Origin of the sequence: Bdellovibrio sp. SKB1291214, assembly GCF_002209355.2 — a bacterium.
Classification (GTDB): domain Bacteria; phylum Bdellovibrionota; class Bdellovibrionia; order Bdellovibrionales; family Bdellovibrionaceae; genus Bdellovibrio.
Window position 1 is genome coordinate 408,784 of the sequence record NZ_CP106855.1, and the last position, 16,674, is coordinate 425,457.

At 44.9% G+C, this 16,674-nt stretch carries 24 protein-coding genes; 12 read left to right on the forward strand and 12 right to left on the reverse strand.

The window, feature by feature from the left end; genetic code table 11:
- Positions 1-11: 11 nt before the first annotated feature.
- On the forward strand, positions 12-92 hold the full coding sequence (locus B9G69_RS18145) for a hypothetical protein (protein WP_141096990.1): 81 nt from the start codon (positions 12-14) through the stop codon (positions 90-92).
- A 31-nt stretch (positions 93-123) separates the two neighbouring features.
- On the opposite strand, the gene B9G69_RS02020 is transcribed toward B9G69_RS18145, so the two are convergent.
- Positions 124-1,533: a sigma-54-dependent transcriptional regulator gene (locus tag B9G69_RS02020; RefSeq protein ID WP_088614157.1), complete on the reverse strand. Its 1,410-nt coding sequence runs from the start codon at positions 1,531-1,533 to the stop codon at positions 124-126.
- A 213-nt stretch (positions 1,534-1,746) separates the two neighbouring features.
- On the opposite strand from B9G69_RS02020, the gene B9G69_RS02025 reads away from it, so the two are divergent.
- The 3 genes from B9G69_RS02025 (at position 1,747) to B9G69_RS02035 (ending at position 2,996) form a co-directional block, all read left to right on the forward strand.
- Positions 1,747-2,316: a hypothetical protein gene (locus tag B9G69_RS02025; RefSeq protein WP_088614156.1), complete on the forward strand. Its 570-nt coding sequence runs from the start codon at positions 1,747-1,749 to the stop codon at positions 2,314-2,316.
- A gap of 17 nt (positions 2,317-2,333) precedes the next feature.
- Complete coding sequence (locus tag B9G69_RS02030; RefSeq protein ID WP_088614155.1) at positions 2,334-2,594, forward strand: CsbD family protein; 261 nt, start codon at positions 2,334-2,336, stop codon at positions 2,592-2,594.
- 135 nt (positions 2,595-2,729) lie between these two features.
- On the forward strand, positions 2,730-2,996 hold the full coding sequence (locus tag B9G69_RS02035; RefSeq protein ID WP_265437926.1) for a glycine zipper domain-containing protein: 267 nt from the start codon (positions 2,730-2,732) through the stop codon (positions 2,994-2,996).
- A gap of 69 nt (positions 2,997-3,065) precedes the next feature.
- On the opposite strand, the gene B9G69_RS02040 is transcribed toward B9G69_RS02035, so the two are convergent.
- On the reverse strand, positions 3,066-3,356 hold the full coding sequence (locus B9G69_RS02040) for an Hpt domain-containing protein (RefSeq protein WP_176400885.1): 291 nt from the start codon (positions 3,354-3,356) through the stop codon (positions 3,066-3,068).
- Between the two features lie 238 nt (positions 3,357-3,594).
- Here B9G69_RS02040 and B9G69_RS02045 point away from each other — a divergent pair, with 238 nt between their 5' ends.
- From B9G69_RS02045 to B9G69_RS02055, 3 genes are all read left to right on the forward strand, one after another.
- On the forward strand, positions 3,595-3,840 hold the full coding sequence (locus B9G69_RS02045; protein WP_088614152.1) for a hypothetical protein: 246 nt from the start codon (positions 3,595-3,597) through the stop codon (positions 3,838-3,840).
- Positions 3,841-3,889: 49 nt separating this feature from the next.
- Complete coding sequence (locus B9G69_RS02050) at positions 3,890-4,549, forward strand: hypothetical protein (RefSeq protein WP_088614151.1); 660 nt, start codon at positions 3,890-3,892, stop codon at positions 4,547-4,549.
- 133 nt (positions 4,550-4,682) lie between these two features.
- Positions 4,683-5,429 (forward strand): hypothetical protein, encoded by a 747-nt coding sequence (locus B9G69_RS02055; protein WP_141096855.1) that lies wholly within the window; start codon positions 4,683-4,685, stop codon positions 5,427-5,429.
- Between the two features lie 52 nt (positions 5,430-5,481).
- On the opposite strand, the gene ahcY is transcribed toward B9G69_RS02055, so the two are convergent.
- The 3 genes from ahcY to B9G69_RS02070 form a co-directional block, all read right to left on the reverse strand.
- The gene (ahcY, locus tag B9G69_RS02060) at positions 5,482-6,900 is read right to left on the reverse strand and encodes an adenosylhomocysteinase (protein WP_088614149.1); all 1,419 of its coding nucleotides are present in this window, start codon (positions 6,898-6,900) and stop codon (positions 5,482-5,484) included.
- 71 nt (positions 6,901-6,971) lie between these two features.
- Positions 6,972-7,754, reverse strand: a complete 783-nt coding sequence (gene map, locus B9G69_RS02065; RefSeq protein ID WP_265437927.1) for a type I methionyl aminopeptidase — start codon at positions 7,752-7,754, stop codon at positions 6,972-6,974.
- Between the two features lie 458 nt (positions 7,755-8,212).
- Positions 8,213-8,632 (reverse strand): SWIB/MDM2 domain-containing protein, encoded by a 420-nt coding sequence (locus B9G69_RS02070; protein ID WP_088614146.1) that lies wholly within the window; start codon positions 8,630-8,632, stop codon positions 8,213-8,215.
- Between the two features lie 278 nt (positions 8,633-8,910).
- On the opposite strand from B9G69_RS02070, the gene B9G69_RS02075 reads away from it, so the two are divergent.
- The gene (locus tag B9G69_RS02075) at positions 8,911-9,315 is read left to right on the forward strand and encodes a J domain-containing protein (protein WP_088614144.1); all 405 of its coding nucleotides are present in this window, start codon (positions 8,911-8,913) and stop codon (positions 9,313-9,315) included.
- Positions 9,316-9,350: 35 nt separating this feature from the next.
- Positions 9,351-10,610: a sensor histidine kinase gene (locus tag B9G69_RS02080; RefSeq protein WP_254916718.1), complete on the forward strand. Its 1,260-nt coding sequence runs from the start codon at positions 9,351-9,353 to the stop codon at positions 10,608-10,610.
- Positions 10,611-10,624: 14 nt separating this feature from the next.
- Here the strand turns inward: B9G69_RS02080 and ettA are convergent, their stop codons facing one another.
- Positions 10,625-12,295, reverse strand: a complete 1,671-nt coding sequence (ettA, locus tag B9G69_RS02085; protein WP_088614143.1) for an energy-dependent translational throttle protein EttA — start codon at positions 12,293-12,295, stop codon at positions 10,625-10,627.
- Between the two features lie 153 nt (positions 12,296-12,448).
- On the opposite strand from ettA, the gene B9G69_RS02090 reads away from it, so the two are divergent.
- Positions 12,449-12,712, forward strand: a complete 264-nt coding sequence (locus B9G69_RS02090; protein WP_088614142.1) for a hypothetical protein — start codon at positions 12,449-12,451, stop codon at positions 12,710-12,712.
- Between the two features lie 14 nt (positions 12,713-12,726).
- Here B9G69_RS02090 and B9G69_RS02095 read toward each other — a convergent pair whose 3' ends face one another.
- Genes B9G69_RS02095 through B9G69_RS02120 form a run of 6 tightly spaced genes read right to left on the reverse strand, consistent with a single transcriptional unit; the run spans position 12,727 to position 15,469 of the window.
- Complete coding sequence (locus tag B9G69_RS02095) at positions 12,727-12,909, reverse strand: hypothetical protein (RefSeq protein WP_141096854.1); 183 nt, start codon at positions 12,907-12,909, stop codon at positions 12,727-12,729.
- A 35-nt stretch (positions 12,910-12,944) separates the two neighbouring features.
- Complete coding sequence (locus B9G69_RS02100; RefSeq protein ID WP_176400884.1) at positions 12,945-13,448, reverse strand: substrate-binding periplasmic protein; 504 nt, start codon at positions 13,446-13,448, stop codon at positions 12,945-12,947.
- Positions 13,449-13,461: 13 nt separating this feature from the next.
- Positions 13,462-14,190 (reverse strand): substrate-binding periplasmic protein, encoded by a 729-nt coding sequence (locus B9G69_RS02105; protein WP_088614139.1) that lies wholly within the window; start codon positions 14,188-14,190, stop codon positions 13,462-13,464.
- A gap of 42 nt (positions 14,191-14,232) precedes the next feature.
- Complete coding sequence (locus B9G69_RS02110) at positions 14,233-14,556, reverse strand: BolA family protein (protein ID WP_088614138.1); 324 nt, start codon at positions 14,554-14,556, stop codon at positions 14,233-14,235.
- Positions 14,557-14,561: 5 nt separating this feature from the next.
- Positions 14,562-15,131 carry a hypothetical protein gene (locus B9G69_RS02115; protein ID WP_088614137.1) on the reverse strand — a complete coding sequence of 190 codons (570 nt, stop codon included), beginning with the start codon at positions 15,129-15,131 and terminating at the stop codon, positions 14,562-14,564.
- 59 nt (positions 15,132-15,190) lie between these two features.
- Complete coding sequence (locus B9G69_RS02120; RefSeq protein ID WP_088614136.1) at positions 15,191-15,469, reverse strand: hypothetical protein; 279 nt, start codon at positions 15,467-15,469, stop codon at positions 15,191-15,193.
- 149 nt (positions 15,470-15,618) lie between these two features.
- Between B9G69_RS02120 and B9G69_RS02125 the strand changes: the two genes are divergently transcribed.
- Positions 15,619-16,032, forward strand: a complete 414-nt coding sequence (locus B9G69_RS02125; protein ID WP_088614135.1) for a hypothetical protein — start codon at positions 15,619-15,621, stop codon at positions 16,030-16,032.
- Positions 16,029-16,673 carry an RluA family pseudouridine synthase gene (locus B9G69_RS02130; protein ID WP_088614134.1) on the forward strand — a complete coding sequence of 215 codons (645 nt, stop codon included), beginning with the start codon at positions 16,029-16,031 and terminating at the stop codon, positions 16,671-16,673. Before B9G69_RS02125 ends, B9G69_RS02130 begins: the two co-directional genes overlap by 4 nt.
- Position 16,674 lies beyond the last annotated feature (1 nt).

Sequence of the window (16,674 nt, forward strand, 5' to 3'; positions counted from 1 at the left end):
CGCGGCTAGGCATTCACCATTTTTATCTTGGTAAATGGCTGACCGGCCTCCCCTGGCTTTGCACACAAGTTTCAGAAGCAAATGGTAAATAAAAAGGCCGGGTCTCCCCGGCCTTTTTATTATCTAGTGAGCGAGTTCCGCGCCAACATCATCCTGCAGCTTGCGGTACAGGGTTTTGCGATCGATGCCGAGGGTTTTGGCTGTCAGATCTTTGACTCTGTCGCATTTTTCGTAAACGAATTGAATGTACTTCTTTTCAAGTTCCATCAACGGAGCTACTTGATCGCCGTAACGGAAAACGAAAGCGTTTTTGCGATCCTCAGATTCCATGTCATTAGCAATGGGAGCTTCTTCAAATAACAGGAACGCCGATACATCGATTTCCGGTCCTGAACTTAAAACGACAGCACGCTCGACCGCGTTTTCAAGCTCTCGAACATTGCCGCGCCAGTTTTGAGTCAATAGGAACTCTTTGGCGGATTTTTTGAAGCCGGTGATCTCAGTCCCGTTTAGTTCCGTGAATTTCTTTAAGAAGAATTCAGCTAAAGGCAAAATGTCTTCGCGACGTTCGCGCAGTGGCGGGATCGTGATTGGGATAACATTGAGACGGAAAAACAAGTCCTCGCGGAAACGCTTGGCCTGAACTTCAGCGCGCAAATCTTTATGAGTTGCCGTTACCACACGCACATCAATGGATCGTGATTGGTTTTCACCAACGCGTTTGATTTCTTTTTCTTGAAGCACACGTAAAAGTTTCGCTTGAAGTGATAGGTTTAAATCACCGATTTCATCCAGGAACAATGTTCCGCCGTCAGCCTCTTCGAACAAACCGATTTTTTTATCATGGGCACCTGTAAAGGAGCCTTTGGCGTGACCGAATAATTCCGATTCAAGCAGATTTTCTGGAATCGCCGAGCAGTTGATCGCCACGAAAGGCTTATCGGCACGTGGACTCCAATTATGGATTGCACGGGCGAAAACTTCTTTTCCTGTCCCCGATTCCCCAGTGATGGAAACCGTTGCCGAACTTTTTGCTACGCGTTTTGCAAGTTCAATGATTTTGCGAATCCCTTCACTTTTCCCGATGATACCACTAGGGCTTAAACCTTTGGATTGATCAATTGCTTCACGCAGATTTTTATTTTCGCGATTCAAATAATTAAATTTGAAAGCGCGTTGCGCTGAAATCAACAGTTGTGGAAAGTGAATAGGCTTAACCACGAAGTCATAAGCGCCGGCTTCAATCGCAGATACCGCTGTATCAACATCATTAGAAACCGTCACCAAGATGATTGGAACCATCAGGCCTTCGTTTCGCATTTGACGAATGAAATCGACACCTGACATCTGTGGCAAATTCAAATCCGTGATGATTGCATCAGGAGCTACTTTACCAGATTTAATCTTATTAAGTGCTTCAAGTGGCTCTGTGCAATGATGCACCTGAATATCTTTTTGTCTGAAATATGCGACCGCTAACTCTGCAAGATCTAAGTCGTCTTCAATTAATAAAATGTGTTTTGGAGAATTCATAATTTTCGTACCCCCAGTTGATGCCCCTATTAAAAGCAAACGAGGCATTTAGGTACAACCCAAAAGTCCGTTTATGCCCCAATCGTAATTTTTGTAAGATTCTTTCACGGTTTATTTCGATCTGAGCACAAAAGTCGAGTGGCACTCGAAATGCAAAATGGATTTGTGTCCGGGGCGATAGGCCCTAGTAAATGACAGAAGGAGACAACAGTTATGTTGCAGAAAAGACTTTTTGGAACAGCACTAGCAGCAACGGCGGCACTTGCGGTTGGTTGTGCATCCACAGAACCTAAAGTAGCTAAGGAAGAAACTCCATCTAAAGTATCCCAAGCGGTAGCTGAAGTTGGTGGCACATATTATACAGTGATTGATTTCCCTCAAGGAAAAAACGCGATCACTGATATTGAAAAACAAAAACTACGTCAACTTGCAGGCGCAGCGAACGCACGTGGCGACGTGAAAGAAATCCAAGTTTTGGCGTGGGCAGACCGTGAATACCCTGCCGAAGGCCAAAAAGTTGGTAAGAATGACAAAAAATTGGCCGACGATCGCTTGGCTGCTGTGAAAGATTTCTTCAAAAAAGATCTTCAATCTAAAGCAGACGTTGATACTCACAATATGGCACAACGCCCAGGCTTCTTTGCTGAAACATTCAACTCGCAAGACAACAAAACCAAAACATCTTTTGAAAACATTGGTGCAGCACCAAACGATATTGGTTCTCGCCAAGCATTAGTAGGAAACAAAGCTTCTAAAGCTGTGATCCTAGTAAAATACGAATAATACCGAAGGAGGTAGTTATGAATAAAGATACAATCCAAGGAAAATGGAACGAGATCAAAGGTGAGCTTCGTAAAACATGGGGCAATATCACTGACGACGAATTCGAAAAAACTAAAGGCGATGCTCAAGCTATCGCAGGGATCGTTCAACAACGCTACGGATTGGCGAAGGAAGACGCATCTGAAAAAGTATCTACTTTGATGAGCAGATACGCAGAAGCGACTAAAGAAACTCTTCGTCAAGGACGCGACGAAGCTGAACGTAAAAGAAATCACTAATTAGATTATGTTCGCTCCGTGACTGGATCCTTCAGCGGTCACGGGTTCTCCGCCGCCCCTTTGCTTTTCTCCGCCGAGAATGCAGGGGGGCGGTCTCTTTCTCAACAACGTAAACTCAACAACGAGGAGGCTGAAATGGCATCAACTACAAATCAAATGGTAAATTCAGGAAAAAACTCATTGGATAAAGCCAAAGATATGATTAATGATAGCGGCTTTAATGACGCTGAACAAATGATCGAAAAAGTGAGAGCAGGTTTTGAAACAGCTCAAGATTCAGCGAAGGAATACGCTGATAAAGCTGTAAAACTTGCTAAGAAAAATCCATGGTATGTTGCCGCTGGCGCAGCAGGCTTGGGTCTTTTGGTGGGCAGCCTTTTGGCTCGCAGACGCAAACACTAATTAGAAATTTTAAATTTCATTAAAAAGCCACATGTCACGGAAGACTCGACATTGTGGCTTTTTTCTTTTTTAAGGTGCGAGTTTTTTTAAATGCTCGCGCATCGAATTCAAAAGCGCACGAGTCACAGTTTTCACACCATCCCCGTCTTGAGATACGGCTTTGTTTTCCAATTCTTTGGCAGTGGCAGTTAGATTTGGAAATTCGAAAGTATCGGCATTACCTTTAATCTGATGTCCTAGTTTTTTTGCTAACTCAAAATCGACAACGCCCGAATTTTCAATGCCGGACAATTCACCAATACGGCGAAGTAAGTAGCGAACTTGGTCATCGACAGATACTTTGAAATCATCATCACTCACGACGAAACTCTCCCATGCTGATGAGCACATTCTAAATTAAAGTCCCAGAAATCATCAAGTGTCTAGTTTCCGCGGCAATATTTCCCCGCATCGTGGAATATTGCCCCATGTTTTAAAGGAATTTACCTATAAATAAATATAAACGCTTTTGGGCTCGGCACTGCAGTTGCAATCACCGGTATATACGAAACATGACTGGGAGAAACGCATCAGTCAGACAGAATTAAAGGAGAACGATATGAAAATTTTTACTTCACTTGTACTGGCGGGTTTGTTGTTTGGCACATCTTATAGCGTTGCGAACGACGTCAAAGAATCAGTCAAAGAGACAGCACAGGATGCTAAGAAAACTGTAAAAAAAGGCACTCACCGCGTTCAGGAAGAAGGCTGTGAGATGGTGAATGGAAAAATGGAATGCGCAGGTAAAAAAATTAAAAACCGCGCAACTGAAGTTAAAGACGAAGTTAAGGACATGGCGAACTAATTCGTCTCTCTCAATCATCCATTAAGAACTTTTTAGACAGGAGCAAAAAATGAATTTCAAAAAAGCTTTTTCAATCGCAGCAATCGCAATCTTGGCAACCCCTTCCGTATACGCTCAAGATAAAACAACAACTGAAACAACTACTGAATCATCATCTTCTAGCGACATCAAGCCAGGTGGCGTGTTCATCGAGCCGATGCTGACTTACCAAACTGGTAACGTAAACATCAACTGGCCAGCTCCCCTTAAAGACTCTGACGAAAGCCTGAAAGGCTTCGGTTTAGGCGTACGCTTGGGTGGCCACATCTATGAATCTGTATTCTTGGGTGTTGATGGTCGCTACTCGAAACCAACTTATGACTCTTCAGCATTGGGTGCAGATGGATCTGCTGATGCTTACGATGCTGGTGTGACGTTGGGTGTACAAACACCGCTTTACGGTATCCGCGTTTGGGGGACATACATCCTTACAGGTGCGTTGAATCCTGAAGAAATTAACAACGTTGACGCCAAGTTTTCTGATCTTAAAGGTTACCGTGTAGGCGCTGGTATCTATGTGAAAAGCGTCTCCATCAACCTTGAGTATCAGGACGCTAAATACGATACGACAACAATTGAAAAAGCCGGTCCCCTTTCTGGGAACCTAGATGGCATCGATGGACATAACAAGAGCTACATCTTGAGCTTGTCTTTCCCTGTCACTCTCTAATATCCCATCCCATTGCGGGCAGCTTGTGAGCCGAGCTGCCCGTTCCTCTTTCTCCAGCTTACGATTCTGTTATGAAACAGATATTCCTTTGTAAACCTCCTTCTATCTAGTAATTTGAAGAACTCGCAACATCTTGCAACACCTTGCAATAGAGGCTTCCATTATTACTTGGATTATTTCTGTATTTCTGACGACTGCAACTGCAAGCGCGGCAGAGCCGCTCAAAGAAGTTTCCATGGGAATTCCCTACAAGTTCACTCGCAACCAAGCCTTGGTTGAGTACCATAACTTACTGACGCACGCGTTTTCCGACATTGGTTACAAAGTCGTCCTTACCCGCGTCGCAATTCAAAGCTCCCATGAAATGCTTGTTTCTGGGACGGTAGACATGGTCCCCTATGATGATTTGGCCGATGCCAAAGGACGCGATCAAATAGTTACGACATCGTTCCCCGTGGTGCTAACGGTGGGCACCGTCTTTCATTCTAAGATCCGTCCCATTAAGGAAATTGACCTGGCGAAGTATCGAGGTGCCATTTCCAAAAACAATACCGCTATCATCCGAGATGCAGAAAAAAGAAAACTTAAGTTTATTCAAACCGCCAACCCTTTTCACTGCATTCAGACGGTCGTCGAAAAGAAAACCGATTACTGCATAACTATCCATGAAGTTGGGAAATCAACAGTAAGTTCAAGTCCGGAAGCCAGGGGCCTGATCGTGCCAGTCGAAAAACCCTTTGTGCAAATTCCCGTTCATGTCTCAATGAATAAAAAATACGCGGCGGATCTGCCTAAGCTTGAAGCTGCACTTAAAGAACGTCTGCGGGGCGATCTTAGCAAATATCCCACTCTGCGGGGCGCCCTTAACACCAATCCATAAAAAAAGCCCCACTCACCGAGCGGGGCTTTTTTAATCTAAAATAACTTAGATCTTAGTAACGGTAGTGATCTGGTTTGAATGGACCAGATGGGTTCATGTGCAAGTACTTCGCTTGTTTTTGAGAAAGCTTAGTCAATTTCACACCCAATTTACCCAAGTGAAGCGCCGCCACTTTCTCATCCAAGTGCTTCGGCAAACGGTAAACAGCGATCTCTTGGTACTTGTCGCGGTTGTTGTAAAGTTCCATTTGAGCCAACACTTGATTTGTGAACGAGTTTGACATGACGAAGCTTGGGTGGCCAGTAGCACAACCCAAGTTCACCAAACGACCTTTTGCAAGGATGATGATTTGGTTGCCATTTTTCAAAGTGTGGATGTCCACTTGAGGTTTAACTTCGCGGATTTTTGAATTTTTGTTCATCCAAGCCATATCGATTTCGATGTCGAAGTGACCAATGTTACAAACGATCGCGTTGTTTTTCATTTTAGTGAAGTGTTTTTCAGTGATGATATCGCAGCAGCCAGTTGCTGTTACAAAGATATCGCCGATCGGAGCTGCCTCTTCCATAGTCACAACTTCGAAACCTTCCATCGCTGCTTGCAATGCACAGATAGGATCGATTTCAGTCACTAGAACGCGAGCACCCAAACCACGCATTGAGTGCGCAGAACCTTTACCTACGTCACCGTAACCAGCCACAACACACACTTTACCAGCGATCATCACGTCTGTCGCACGTTTGATACCATCAGCAAGCGACTCACGGCAGCCGTACAAGTTGTCGAATTTGGATTTAGTTACAGAGTCGTTGATGTTGATTGCTGGAACTTTCAATTTTCCTGCTTTCAACATGACTTCCAGATTGTGGACACCCGTTGTTGTCTCTTCAGAGATACCGATGATTTTCTTCATCTCTTTAGCGAAACGTGGCTCGTGCATCATGTTTGTCAGATCACCACCATCATCCAAGATCATGTTGTAGCCGTCTTTGCCCCAACCAGTGATAGTTTGTTCGATACACCAGTTAAACTCAGTCTCAGTCAAACCTTTCCACGCAAATACCGGAATACCCGCGGCAGCGATAGCTACAGCAGCGTGATCTTGAGTTGAGAAGATGTTGCAAGAAGACCAACGGATTTCAGCACCAAGCTCTACAAGTGTTTCGATCAACACTGCAGTTTGGATTGTCATGTGAAGGCAACCAGCGATTTTTGCACCTTTAAGAGGTTTTTGTTTGCCGAACTCTTTACGAAGAGCCATCAAACCTGGCATTTCAGTTTCAGCAATAGAGATCTCTTCACGACCCCATTTAGCAAGCTTCGCGAAAACCTCTGGGTTTTCCATAGCCTCTTTGCAAACCATGAAGTCACGGTTGTTTTTAGAAGTCGTTGCCGCTTTAGTATTCGCTGCTATTGCAGCTTTCGCGTTGTTTTTTTTCATCGCTTTTCCATTCGTAGTTGTAGTCGCCATTTTTGAAAACGTCCTTTGTTAATCTTAAAAACTAAAAAATAAATCTCACTCGGCAAGCCGAGATATATAAACTAAGGTAAAGTTAAAATCTCGTAGCCCGTATCAGTAACCAGCACCGTGTGCTCGTACTGCGCAGACAGTTTTCCATCGGCCGTGTTGTAGTACTTGATGGAAGAGTTCGGAATCGCAAACTCAACCACATCCTCAACACCCTGATTCACCATCGGCTCCACCGTGATACAGTGGAAAGGTACCAGGCGCTCGCCCTTACCTTTCTTACCAAACGCCGGCACAAAAGGTTCATCGTGGAACGTACGTCCCACACCATGACCACCGATTTCTTTAACAACCGTGTAGCCCTTGCGAGTCACATACTTATAAGTTTCAAAACCAATGTCACCTGTGTACCCACGAGGAGTAATAGCCTCAATCCCCTTGTCACGAGCCAACTGCGCCGTTTCCACCAGATCGCGTGCCTCGTCAGAAACATCACCAATCATGTACATGCGCGAAGTATCCCCAAAGAATCCATCAATCCAAGCAGTAACATCGACATTGATGATGTCACCATCTTTAAGAATCACTGATGAATCAGGAACACCATGACAAACGACTTCATTCACAGAAGTACAAGTGTACTTAGGATACCCGTGATAACCCAGACAAGCCGACTTAGCCCCACGAGTTTTCATAAAATCATTAGCAAGCTCATCAATTTCTTGAGTAGAGATTCCAATTTTAACGTATTTTTCAAGATAAGTAAGAGTGTCAGCCGCAATCCTGCAGGCCACAGTCATTTTTTTGATCTCTTCAAGAGACAGAGGCTTAATTCCCATAGGCAAAAGGTATAACACACCCCCACCCCTACGCCAAGACAAGGATTACCCACAATTCATAAGCTCAACCCAATTGCCCCCACCCCAAAAAATCCGAACAAACCCACAAAACCGCCCCCAAACAAGACACCACTCCCTTTCTCCCAACACCGAGTCGCAAAGCGACCAGAAAAAGCGGCGCCAAGTCGCCAAAGGCGACGGCCAGCCAAAAAAAACAGCGGCGCCCGCAGGGCCAGCCCCAAAACTAACGGAGGCCCCGAACGCGGGGAACGCGAACAGGAAGAACCAAGGGATGGTTCAAAAGCGGTCATATGCAAGGCGGAGGGAGCGAACCGCAGCGCAGGCGTGCCCCAGGCACGTCGGAGCGAGGACCGCACCCGACAACGCAGCAGATGGCCGCTTTTCAACCATCCCGCCCCGAAGGCAAAAAAAAAGCCACCCTAAGGTGGCTTTTTCCAACTTAATGTAGCAAGAAACTACTTAAGGTGTTTAGAAACAAGTTTAGTCATGTCGAACATGCTAACTTGAGTTTTGCCGCCGAAAACTTCTTTAAGTTTTGCGTCTGCATTGATGTTACGTTTGTTTTTAGAATCTTGAAGATTGTTCTTCTTGATGTAAGCCCAAAGTTTTTTAACAACTTCAGTACGTGGAAGTGGTGAAGCACCAACTACTGCTGCTAGAGCTGCAGATGGAGTCAAAGCTTTCATGAAAGCTGCGTTTGGCTTACGAGCAGTTTTTGGTTTAGCTGCTTTAGGAGCTTTTGCTGCTTTAGCTTTAGGAGCTGCTTTTTTAGTAGTAGCTTTTGCTTTAGGAGCTGCTTTTTTAGCAGTCGTTTTTTTTGCTGCAGCTTTTTTAGGAGCAGCTTTCTTAGTAGCTTTTTTAGTAGCTTTTGCCATTGTTAATTCCTCCGTTAGGATTATTGTCTTGTTTCTCTCGAATGAGATAAGTGTGTATCTAAGTCTAGGGGTTTGTCCAAAAAAAAATGCAAGCCCCTCATTTTTTTTCGCACCCCCTCTAAAAACGCCATTTTTCCCTCTGAAACTGCTGTTCTCGACCTCTTGAAACCGGTTTTTTCCCTCGAGAAAGAGGGTTTTCCCGAGGGAAAAAGGTCTAATTTTGTTTCATTTCGATCCTCTAGACTCCTTGAAAACAAAGGCATTCCGAAGAGAAAGGCATGAGTTTTCAGACGAGCTTCAAACAAATTTTGCGCGAAAAAATGGGTGAAACCCCTTTGAACAGCGGAAATTACTCTTCTGTCATGGACTCCGATCCCATTCACATGGCTTACCTTCTTGGTCGAGTGAATAAGACAGAGTTGCAAACTCCACGTGGACAATACCCTCGTCCTGCAGTTCGTCCACAACGTAAACCTCATAACTTTTCCCCCGCACAACGCCAGTCTTTCGAGTTCTTCAAATGCTGGATTCACGGCTTGGCAGAGGGTTTTACTGAGACTGAATTGAGAAAGGCCTTTCGTCAGGCTGCCTTGATCCTTCACCCCGACCACGGGGGCAATACCCAACAGTTCATGGATCTTAAGGAACATTTCGAAGTGTTAAGAGGCGTTTTCCAGTCTTAAGAATTCCTTACGTAAATCCGAACAACTAAACATAAATGAAATTTATGTCGTTGCCTTTCGAGGATCACCGCAAACGCTTTCTTTACATGAAGATTATGTACTTCGTGGGCGCCGCTATGTCAGCATTCTATATATATAGATTTGCCGTCACCTTTGCGGCTCCGGCTTACAACGACGTTCTTATTCCCCTTTTTGTCACGATCCTAATTGGTCCACCCTTGTTGTGGTATCGCTTTAAGATGTATCGCACAGCTGCGGTCCTGCTGTTACTGTCCTTGATGTTCATGATGATCATGCTGATTCATCTGACCGGCGGGATGATGGCGCCGGGAATTTTCTGGCTGGCCACGGTTCCCTTGGCGACGGCGATTTTATTTGGAACGCGAGGGGCAATATCAGGCTATTTCACCGTCGTTGCGGCTTTCGCGGTGTTTTGGATCAACAATAAAATGCAAACGAGTCCCAACGTGATCCCCTCAGCTGAAGTGTTTCGGGAAGAACTTATCACGAACTTGATCGTGTTTTTCACTTTCACCAGCATCACCACCCACGTTTATCTGCGAAATGAAGCTGTCTATACTCAGAACCTGCGCGAAAAACACAACGATGTGGAAAACCTTCTGCGCGTGCTTTTACACGATATTGCGAACACCCTCTCCTCCATGACTTTGCAGTTGATTCGCGCCAAGGAAGAACAATCCGTGACCGGTCAGGAGCTTGAAAAGATGGAGCGCGCCGTTCAAGAGATCAATAACCTTTTAAACCAAGTGCGCCATCTGAAGTCAGTGAAAGATGGTAAAGCCAAACTTCCCCTGCGCCCCATGTCGTTAGCTAAGATTATTAACGATATCTATGAGAATGCAGAATCTATGTCAGCTCCTAAAGGCATCAAGCTTTCGCTCGAAATGTCTCGGGACAAAATGCTCGTGAACGCAGAAAAAACCATTCTAGGGAATGTTGTTCTATTGAATATCATTAGCAATGCCGTGAAGTTCTCGCACCCCGGGGGCCGCATTGATATTCGTGCGGTAACTGATGAAAGGCATGTGCTCATCATTGTGCAAGACTATGGCGTTGGCATTCCTCAAGATATTTTGAATAATTTGTTCGATGTCGGCAGCCAAACCAGCCGCCCCGGCACACAAGGAGAAAAAGGCACCGGATACGGAATGCCTTTAGTAAAAGAGTACATTCAAATGCTAGGCGGATCGATTGAAGTCACATCCGCCGAGATGACCACCGAGTCACAGCCGCAAGGAACAAAAGTCACATTGCGACTGCCTCTAGCAGAATAGGCAAAAAGCGAACTTTAGACCATTTTGAAGCGGATACGTTTAGGTCCTGCATTTTCGCCAAGGCGTTTTTTGCGGTCTTCTTCGTATTCCGTGAAATTTCCTGGGAAGAATTCGATTTTAGAGTCCCCTTCGAACGCCATGATGTGCGTGCAAACGCGATCCAAGAACCAGCGATCATGCGAGATCACCACAGCCGAACCACCGAACTCCAAAAGCGCTTCCTCAAGGGCACGCATCGTGTTTACGTCCAAGTCATTCGTAGGTTCATCCAGAAGCAAAAGGTTTCCGCCCTCTTTCAGGATTTTTGCCATGTTCACGCGGTTGCGCTCCCCACCTGACAATTGACCGACTTTCTTTTGTTGGTCAGAACCCGAAAAGTTGAACCAAGAAACGTACTGACGAGATGGAATTTCGCGGGTACCCAACTGGATCACGTCGGCGCCACCAGAAAGCTCTTCAAAAATAGTTTTATTCGGGTCCAAGGTCTCACGTGTTTGATCGACGTAAGAGATTTTAACCGTTTCACCCACTTTGAAAGTACCAGAGTCAGGAGACTCTTTGCCTGTGATCATGCGGAACAAAGTCGATTTACCGACACCGTTCGGTCCGATAACCCCAACGATAGCACCCTTAGGAATCGAAAAGCTGACGTTATCCAATAGGACTTTGTGATCGTAAGCTTTTGTGATGCCATTCGCCTCAACAACGATATCACCCAAACGGGGCCCTGGCGGAATATAGATAGACATCTCTTGGATTTTTTCGGGAGATGCTTCTTTCAATAAGTTTTCATAGTTAGAAATACGGGCTTTGGATTTCGCCTGACGAGCTTTCGCGCCCTGACGAATCCAATCCAACTCTTTTTCTAAAGTTTTGGCTTTGCGAGCTTGGTCTTTTTGTTCATTCGCTGTGCGCTTGTCTTTTTGTTCCAACCACGAAGTGTAGTTTCCTTTCCAAGGAATACCTTCACCACGATCAAGCTCCAGGATCCACCCAGCTACATTGTCTAAGAAATAGCGGTCATGCGTTACGGCAATAACAGTTCCTGGGAACTTCGAAAGATATTGTTCAAGCCATGCGACAGATTCAGCATCCAAGTGATTCGTTGGCTCATCCAATAGCAAGATGTCTGGCTCAGACATGATCAATCGAGCCAAAGCTACACGGCGTTTTTCACCACCAGAAAGCTTTGTCACACCCATATCGCCGTCTGGACAGCGTAGAGCATCCATCACGATTTCGATCTTTTGATCGACGTCCCAGGCCCCCAAAGCGTCCAATTTTTCTTGAAGAGCACCTTGTTTGTCGATGAGTTTATTCATCTCATCGGGATCCAAATCGGGATCTGCGAATTTGTCATTGATCGCGTTGTATTCAGCCATCACCTTAGGAAGTTCGCCCATTCCAGCAAAGATGTTTTCTTTCACTGTCAGGTTGTCATCCAATTGAGGTTCTTGCTCGAAGTAACCAACTTTCATTGTTTTAGAAGGGAACGCTTCACCGATAAAATCTTTATCTGTGCCTGCCATGATTCTAAGCAAAGTGGATTTACCAGAGCCGTTCAGACCCAAAACACCAATTTTTGCTCCATAGAAGTAAGAAAGGTAAATGTCCTTCAAAACGAAACGATTTGGAGGATATACTTTACTTACACCTTTCATTGTGTAGATAATCTCTTGAGACATGATGTCGCTCTCCTAGGCAATGCGCACTTTTAGATTGGAAAACGCCAATTTATTAAGAGTGAAAATGCTTGTCAAATGGAGTTCCTACGATAACACTATCGCCTTCGTGCATGATGCACGTCCGATACATTAAAATTTTATGAAACTTGGTTCATGAGTAACGACACCCTTGAAACGGCACGTACGACGCGTGCTAACACAACTGAGAAAGAAGCAACGACTGCTTCCACTGCTAAAGAGACAGGCAAAAAGGGCCTCTTCAGCAATCTCAATGCAGACCTTAAACAGGCTCTGGATACGTGGGATGTATTGACTGAAACCATGACTAACAAAGTTTCGCCAGAACAAGAACAGCTGCAGGAAGTCAAAAAACTTCTGGGCGACCTCAAAGCAAAACTCGCACAATTTGACGAATAATCAGGGCAAAGTGGCTACTTGACCCTATAGAACTTGCGATTGGCTGCAACCAACCGGTCGATCTCATCGCGAACTTCGCGTTTCACGTTTTTACTATAAGCAATCCAAACTTTAGACACCGGCACGTCGCGGATTTCCATGCTCTTTAGATTGATGAAGTTATTTTTCTCTACCATGTAGCTGGTGATCGAAGCCAAATGAACGAATACACCATCGATGCGACGACTCTCGACTAAATTTGAAAGCCTCTCGCCCAATCTGCACCGGAGAGATAAAATGTGGTCACCCCGTTGGCGGGCATGTATTCAGGAATCGAAGATCCAGCCATTTGACCGATGGTTTTGCCTTTGAATTCTTTGATGGAAAGAGAGTGTTTACCTTTGTGGGCATTTTTCGCAACGATAATACCCGGGGCCTCCGTCAAGAATGGCTCTGCCGAATAGTATAGAATCTTTTCTCTCTCCGCGGTTTTTACGATAAAGAAAATCATATCCAGCTGATTGTTCTGAAGTTCGTTCAATTCTCTTTTGAATGGAGAGCTTTTCCATATGACAGCAAGCTGGAATTTCTTTTTTAAAGCTGGGAAAACATATTTTTCGAAAAACTCATAGCCAGGGCCGCTGGGAACAGGTCCATCAACCAATATGTGAGGCGGACCATGAACAGCACCCACTCGCAAGGTTTGCGCCTGGCTTACGGTACAAACAAGCAAAAGAACTAGGAACACGAGTTTCATGTATTCCCTCCGGCTACTTGTATTTATATTCGTACAGATGCTGACGAAGTTGGGCATCTATTTGAGCACGAATCTTTGCGGGAACTTTTTTACTATAAGCAATATAAAGTGAGTAAACGGGAAGATCGACGATCGTGACTGCTTTCAGTCTTTCTCCCTGGCTGGATTTTGCGACACCATCACCGATTGATTTCAAGTAAACGAAACCTCCGTCAATCCTTTTTGTTTCGATTAAGTTCGGAATCCTTTCACCCGCATCCTCACCGGCAATAGAAATACTTTTAATATCGTGAGTTTTTACGAATTCAGGGACCAAAGCTCCGCCCAATAATCCGATTGTTTTCCCCTTAAAGTCCTTAATGGACACGGAATTTCTATTCTTATAATCATCTTTATTAACGATCATGGCTGCGGGCTCTTGAATGAGTGGTTCAGCTGAATAATTGTAGGCTTTTTCTCGCTCAGGTGTCTTTAGCACCAGCAATAAAACATCCAAATTATGGACTTCCAAGTCGCGAAATTGCCTTTTTAAAGGGGCACTATGCCACTCGATTCTCAGATGATGCTTTTCTATGACAGAAGGCAAAATAACTTTTAACAAGAAATCAATGAGCTTGCCTTTAGGAGGTGTTGCTTCGGCATCAGTCACATGGGGTGGAGAGGCGATGGCTCCCATACGCAAGACTGTCTGCGCGTGACCTGTCGTACACACTAAAAGAATGAATAAGCACAATGTTCTCATGTACGTTCATTAGATCAGGTGGGACTTGTTAAAACAATTTGATTATTTCGACAGACGTTTAGATCCGCCTCGACATTCAGGCGAAATAAAATTCAATGCATCTTTCTGCGTTTCAAATTCAGAAGGAGTCAGCGCCCTTTGAGTTAATGCGTGTAAACCTCGGGAAAACTCCTCTTTAAGCACATCGTTCACCATGCGCTGACGATCGATGCGGGACTTCCCCTCAAACAAGGGAGATGCGATCAAAACCTTATAGTGAGATTCACTGGCCGGGCCCGAGTGCATATGGCTCTCGTTCTCGATTTCTAAAACCGTGGGAGCAAGAGCCTTTTGCAGGGATTCAAAGATGCGCGTTTCGCGATTCACAAATACTACTCGTGCTTGCGACGTTTATCGATTTCGTGCTTTACGTAATCAACACCCATTTTCGCCATTGCGAAAACACCTTTTTCTTCCAATTTCTTTTCGACTTCTTTGGCTTTACGAAGAGCTCGTCCTGCCGCCATAGAGGCCAAGGGATGACCAACTTTAATGGACTCAAAGTTTCCGTCTTTCTTCCATTCTTCAACAACTTGATCCGCCACTTCCATCACCTTGGGAGCTTTTTGACGGATGATTTCTGAACCATAAAACTCGACATGAGTTTTTTCTTCTGGTTCGGGACTGCCGCCCTCATAAGTCATTTCTTCAGGAGCTAATTCATCATCAGCAGACCCCGCATTGAAAGTTCCTGCATCATGATCTTTGTTTGCAGGGGATTCAGGATGAGCGATGCCTTCGTTTTGTGCTTCTGTATTGATCTCATCAGACGACGATGCAGAAATGCTTTCCACATTGTTCAATTCTGCTTTAACAGCTGCATCCATTTCGACTTCATTTTGGTGAGTCGCCGTATGGTTTTTGTGAGAGTGAGAATTGTGTTTATGATGCTTTTTGGACATAAGTCCTCCTCTGACGTGCCCTTAGCGTAACGCTTTTTTCGCTCAAATGGGAAGCTCGATCACAATTGAAAGGATGCGTCGCCTCTTTGGTCTCGCTCTGGGTCTAGGCGAGACACCTCGCTCGTTAAAAGAGCTCTCATCTCTTCTATATCGTCGTTATACATCCATAGGAGTTCCTCGCGAACGCGTGCCAAGCGCAGCTGCTGTTCTCGGCTGAGAGGTCTCATATTCTCGATTAAACGCATTAAATGCAGATCCACTTCTCGTTTGAAGTCACCATAGTCCAAGTCGTCTTCATTCTTTAAAAAATCCAAAAATTCCTGAATATCTGAATTCATTAAATCCTCCTGAGTATTACTTTAAAACTTCAGGGCCCTAGTCTCGACAAAGTCCCCCTCACCTTGCCAAGAATCAAGATGCTGCCTATACTTGTTTACACTCCTTCTTTGCTGGAGTAGATACCTATTCTTTTTTACAAAGGAAAACTATGGCTCCAGAAATGGCAGCAGGTTACATCTTCGGTATCGTCCCTTCCTTGGCAACTACAGGGGCGCATTACTGGTTTCACAAAAAGAAAACAACCAGTCTTGCATTCCAACAATTGCAAAAAAACCTGGCGACAGTCCAAAAGTACTGGTGTGAATCCCAAAGTCGCATTCTTCATTTAGAAGAAACATCCGCAGCCAAGGATCAAGAAGCCTTCAAAACAAGCCTTTACGTCATGGGTTCACTGTTTGCTTTTATGAGTTGGGCTGGATTTATGTTCAACATGATCGTGTTGGCGTCGACTCGTAAATTGGCGATTTCTCGTTTCGAACAAAAGATTTTTGCTTCGGACCTTTGCAAAAAAAATCTGTCGCGTGCTGAGATCGAAGAGATCTTGAAGGACTGCGAAGGATGAATGTCTTAGATATCATCGCTCGCGGAGACGGCTGGGTTGTTATCAACAAGCCACCGGGAGTTTCCGTTCACAACGATCCCCGCGACGTCTGCCATCTTTTAGAAAAACAATTAATACCAGGAAGCTTTGAAAGCATTCACCCCGTGCATCGCTTGGATAAAGAGACCAGCGGACTCTTGCTGATCGCTTTAAACGCCCGCTTGGCAAAACAGTTGGCCGAGCAGTTTCAAGCCCGGACCAGTGAAAAATACTATTATGCTTTATTAAGGGGATCAATGCCTGTATCTGAAGAGTGGCAGTCCTGGGATACGCCCATTTCTGACAAAGCGGAGGGCCGCAACAACCCTCAAGGCTTAGCTAAAGACCGTGTGGAATCCAGAACGGATTTTAAAGTTATAAAGTCAGATCAATACACCAGTTTGATTGAAGTGCGACTCTTCACGGGCCGCCAACATCAAATTCGCAAACACGCTGCTTTAGCAAAACACGCGATCCTAGGCGATACTCGTTACGGAGACCCAAAGTTTAATAAACGCATTGCGGAGATCTATAAAACCGATCGCATGTTTCTGCATGCTGGAAAATTAAAAATCTCCATCGACGGTAAGGAACACACTTTCGAAGCCTCGAGAGAGTTCTAAA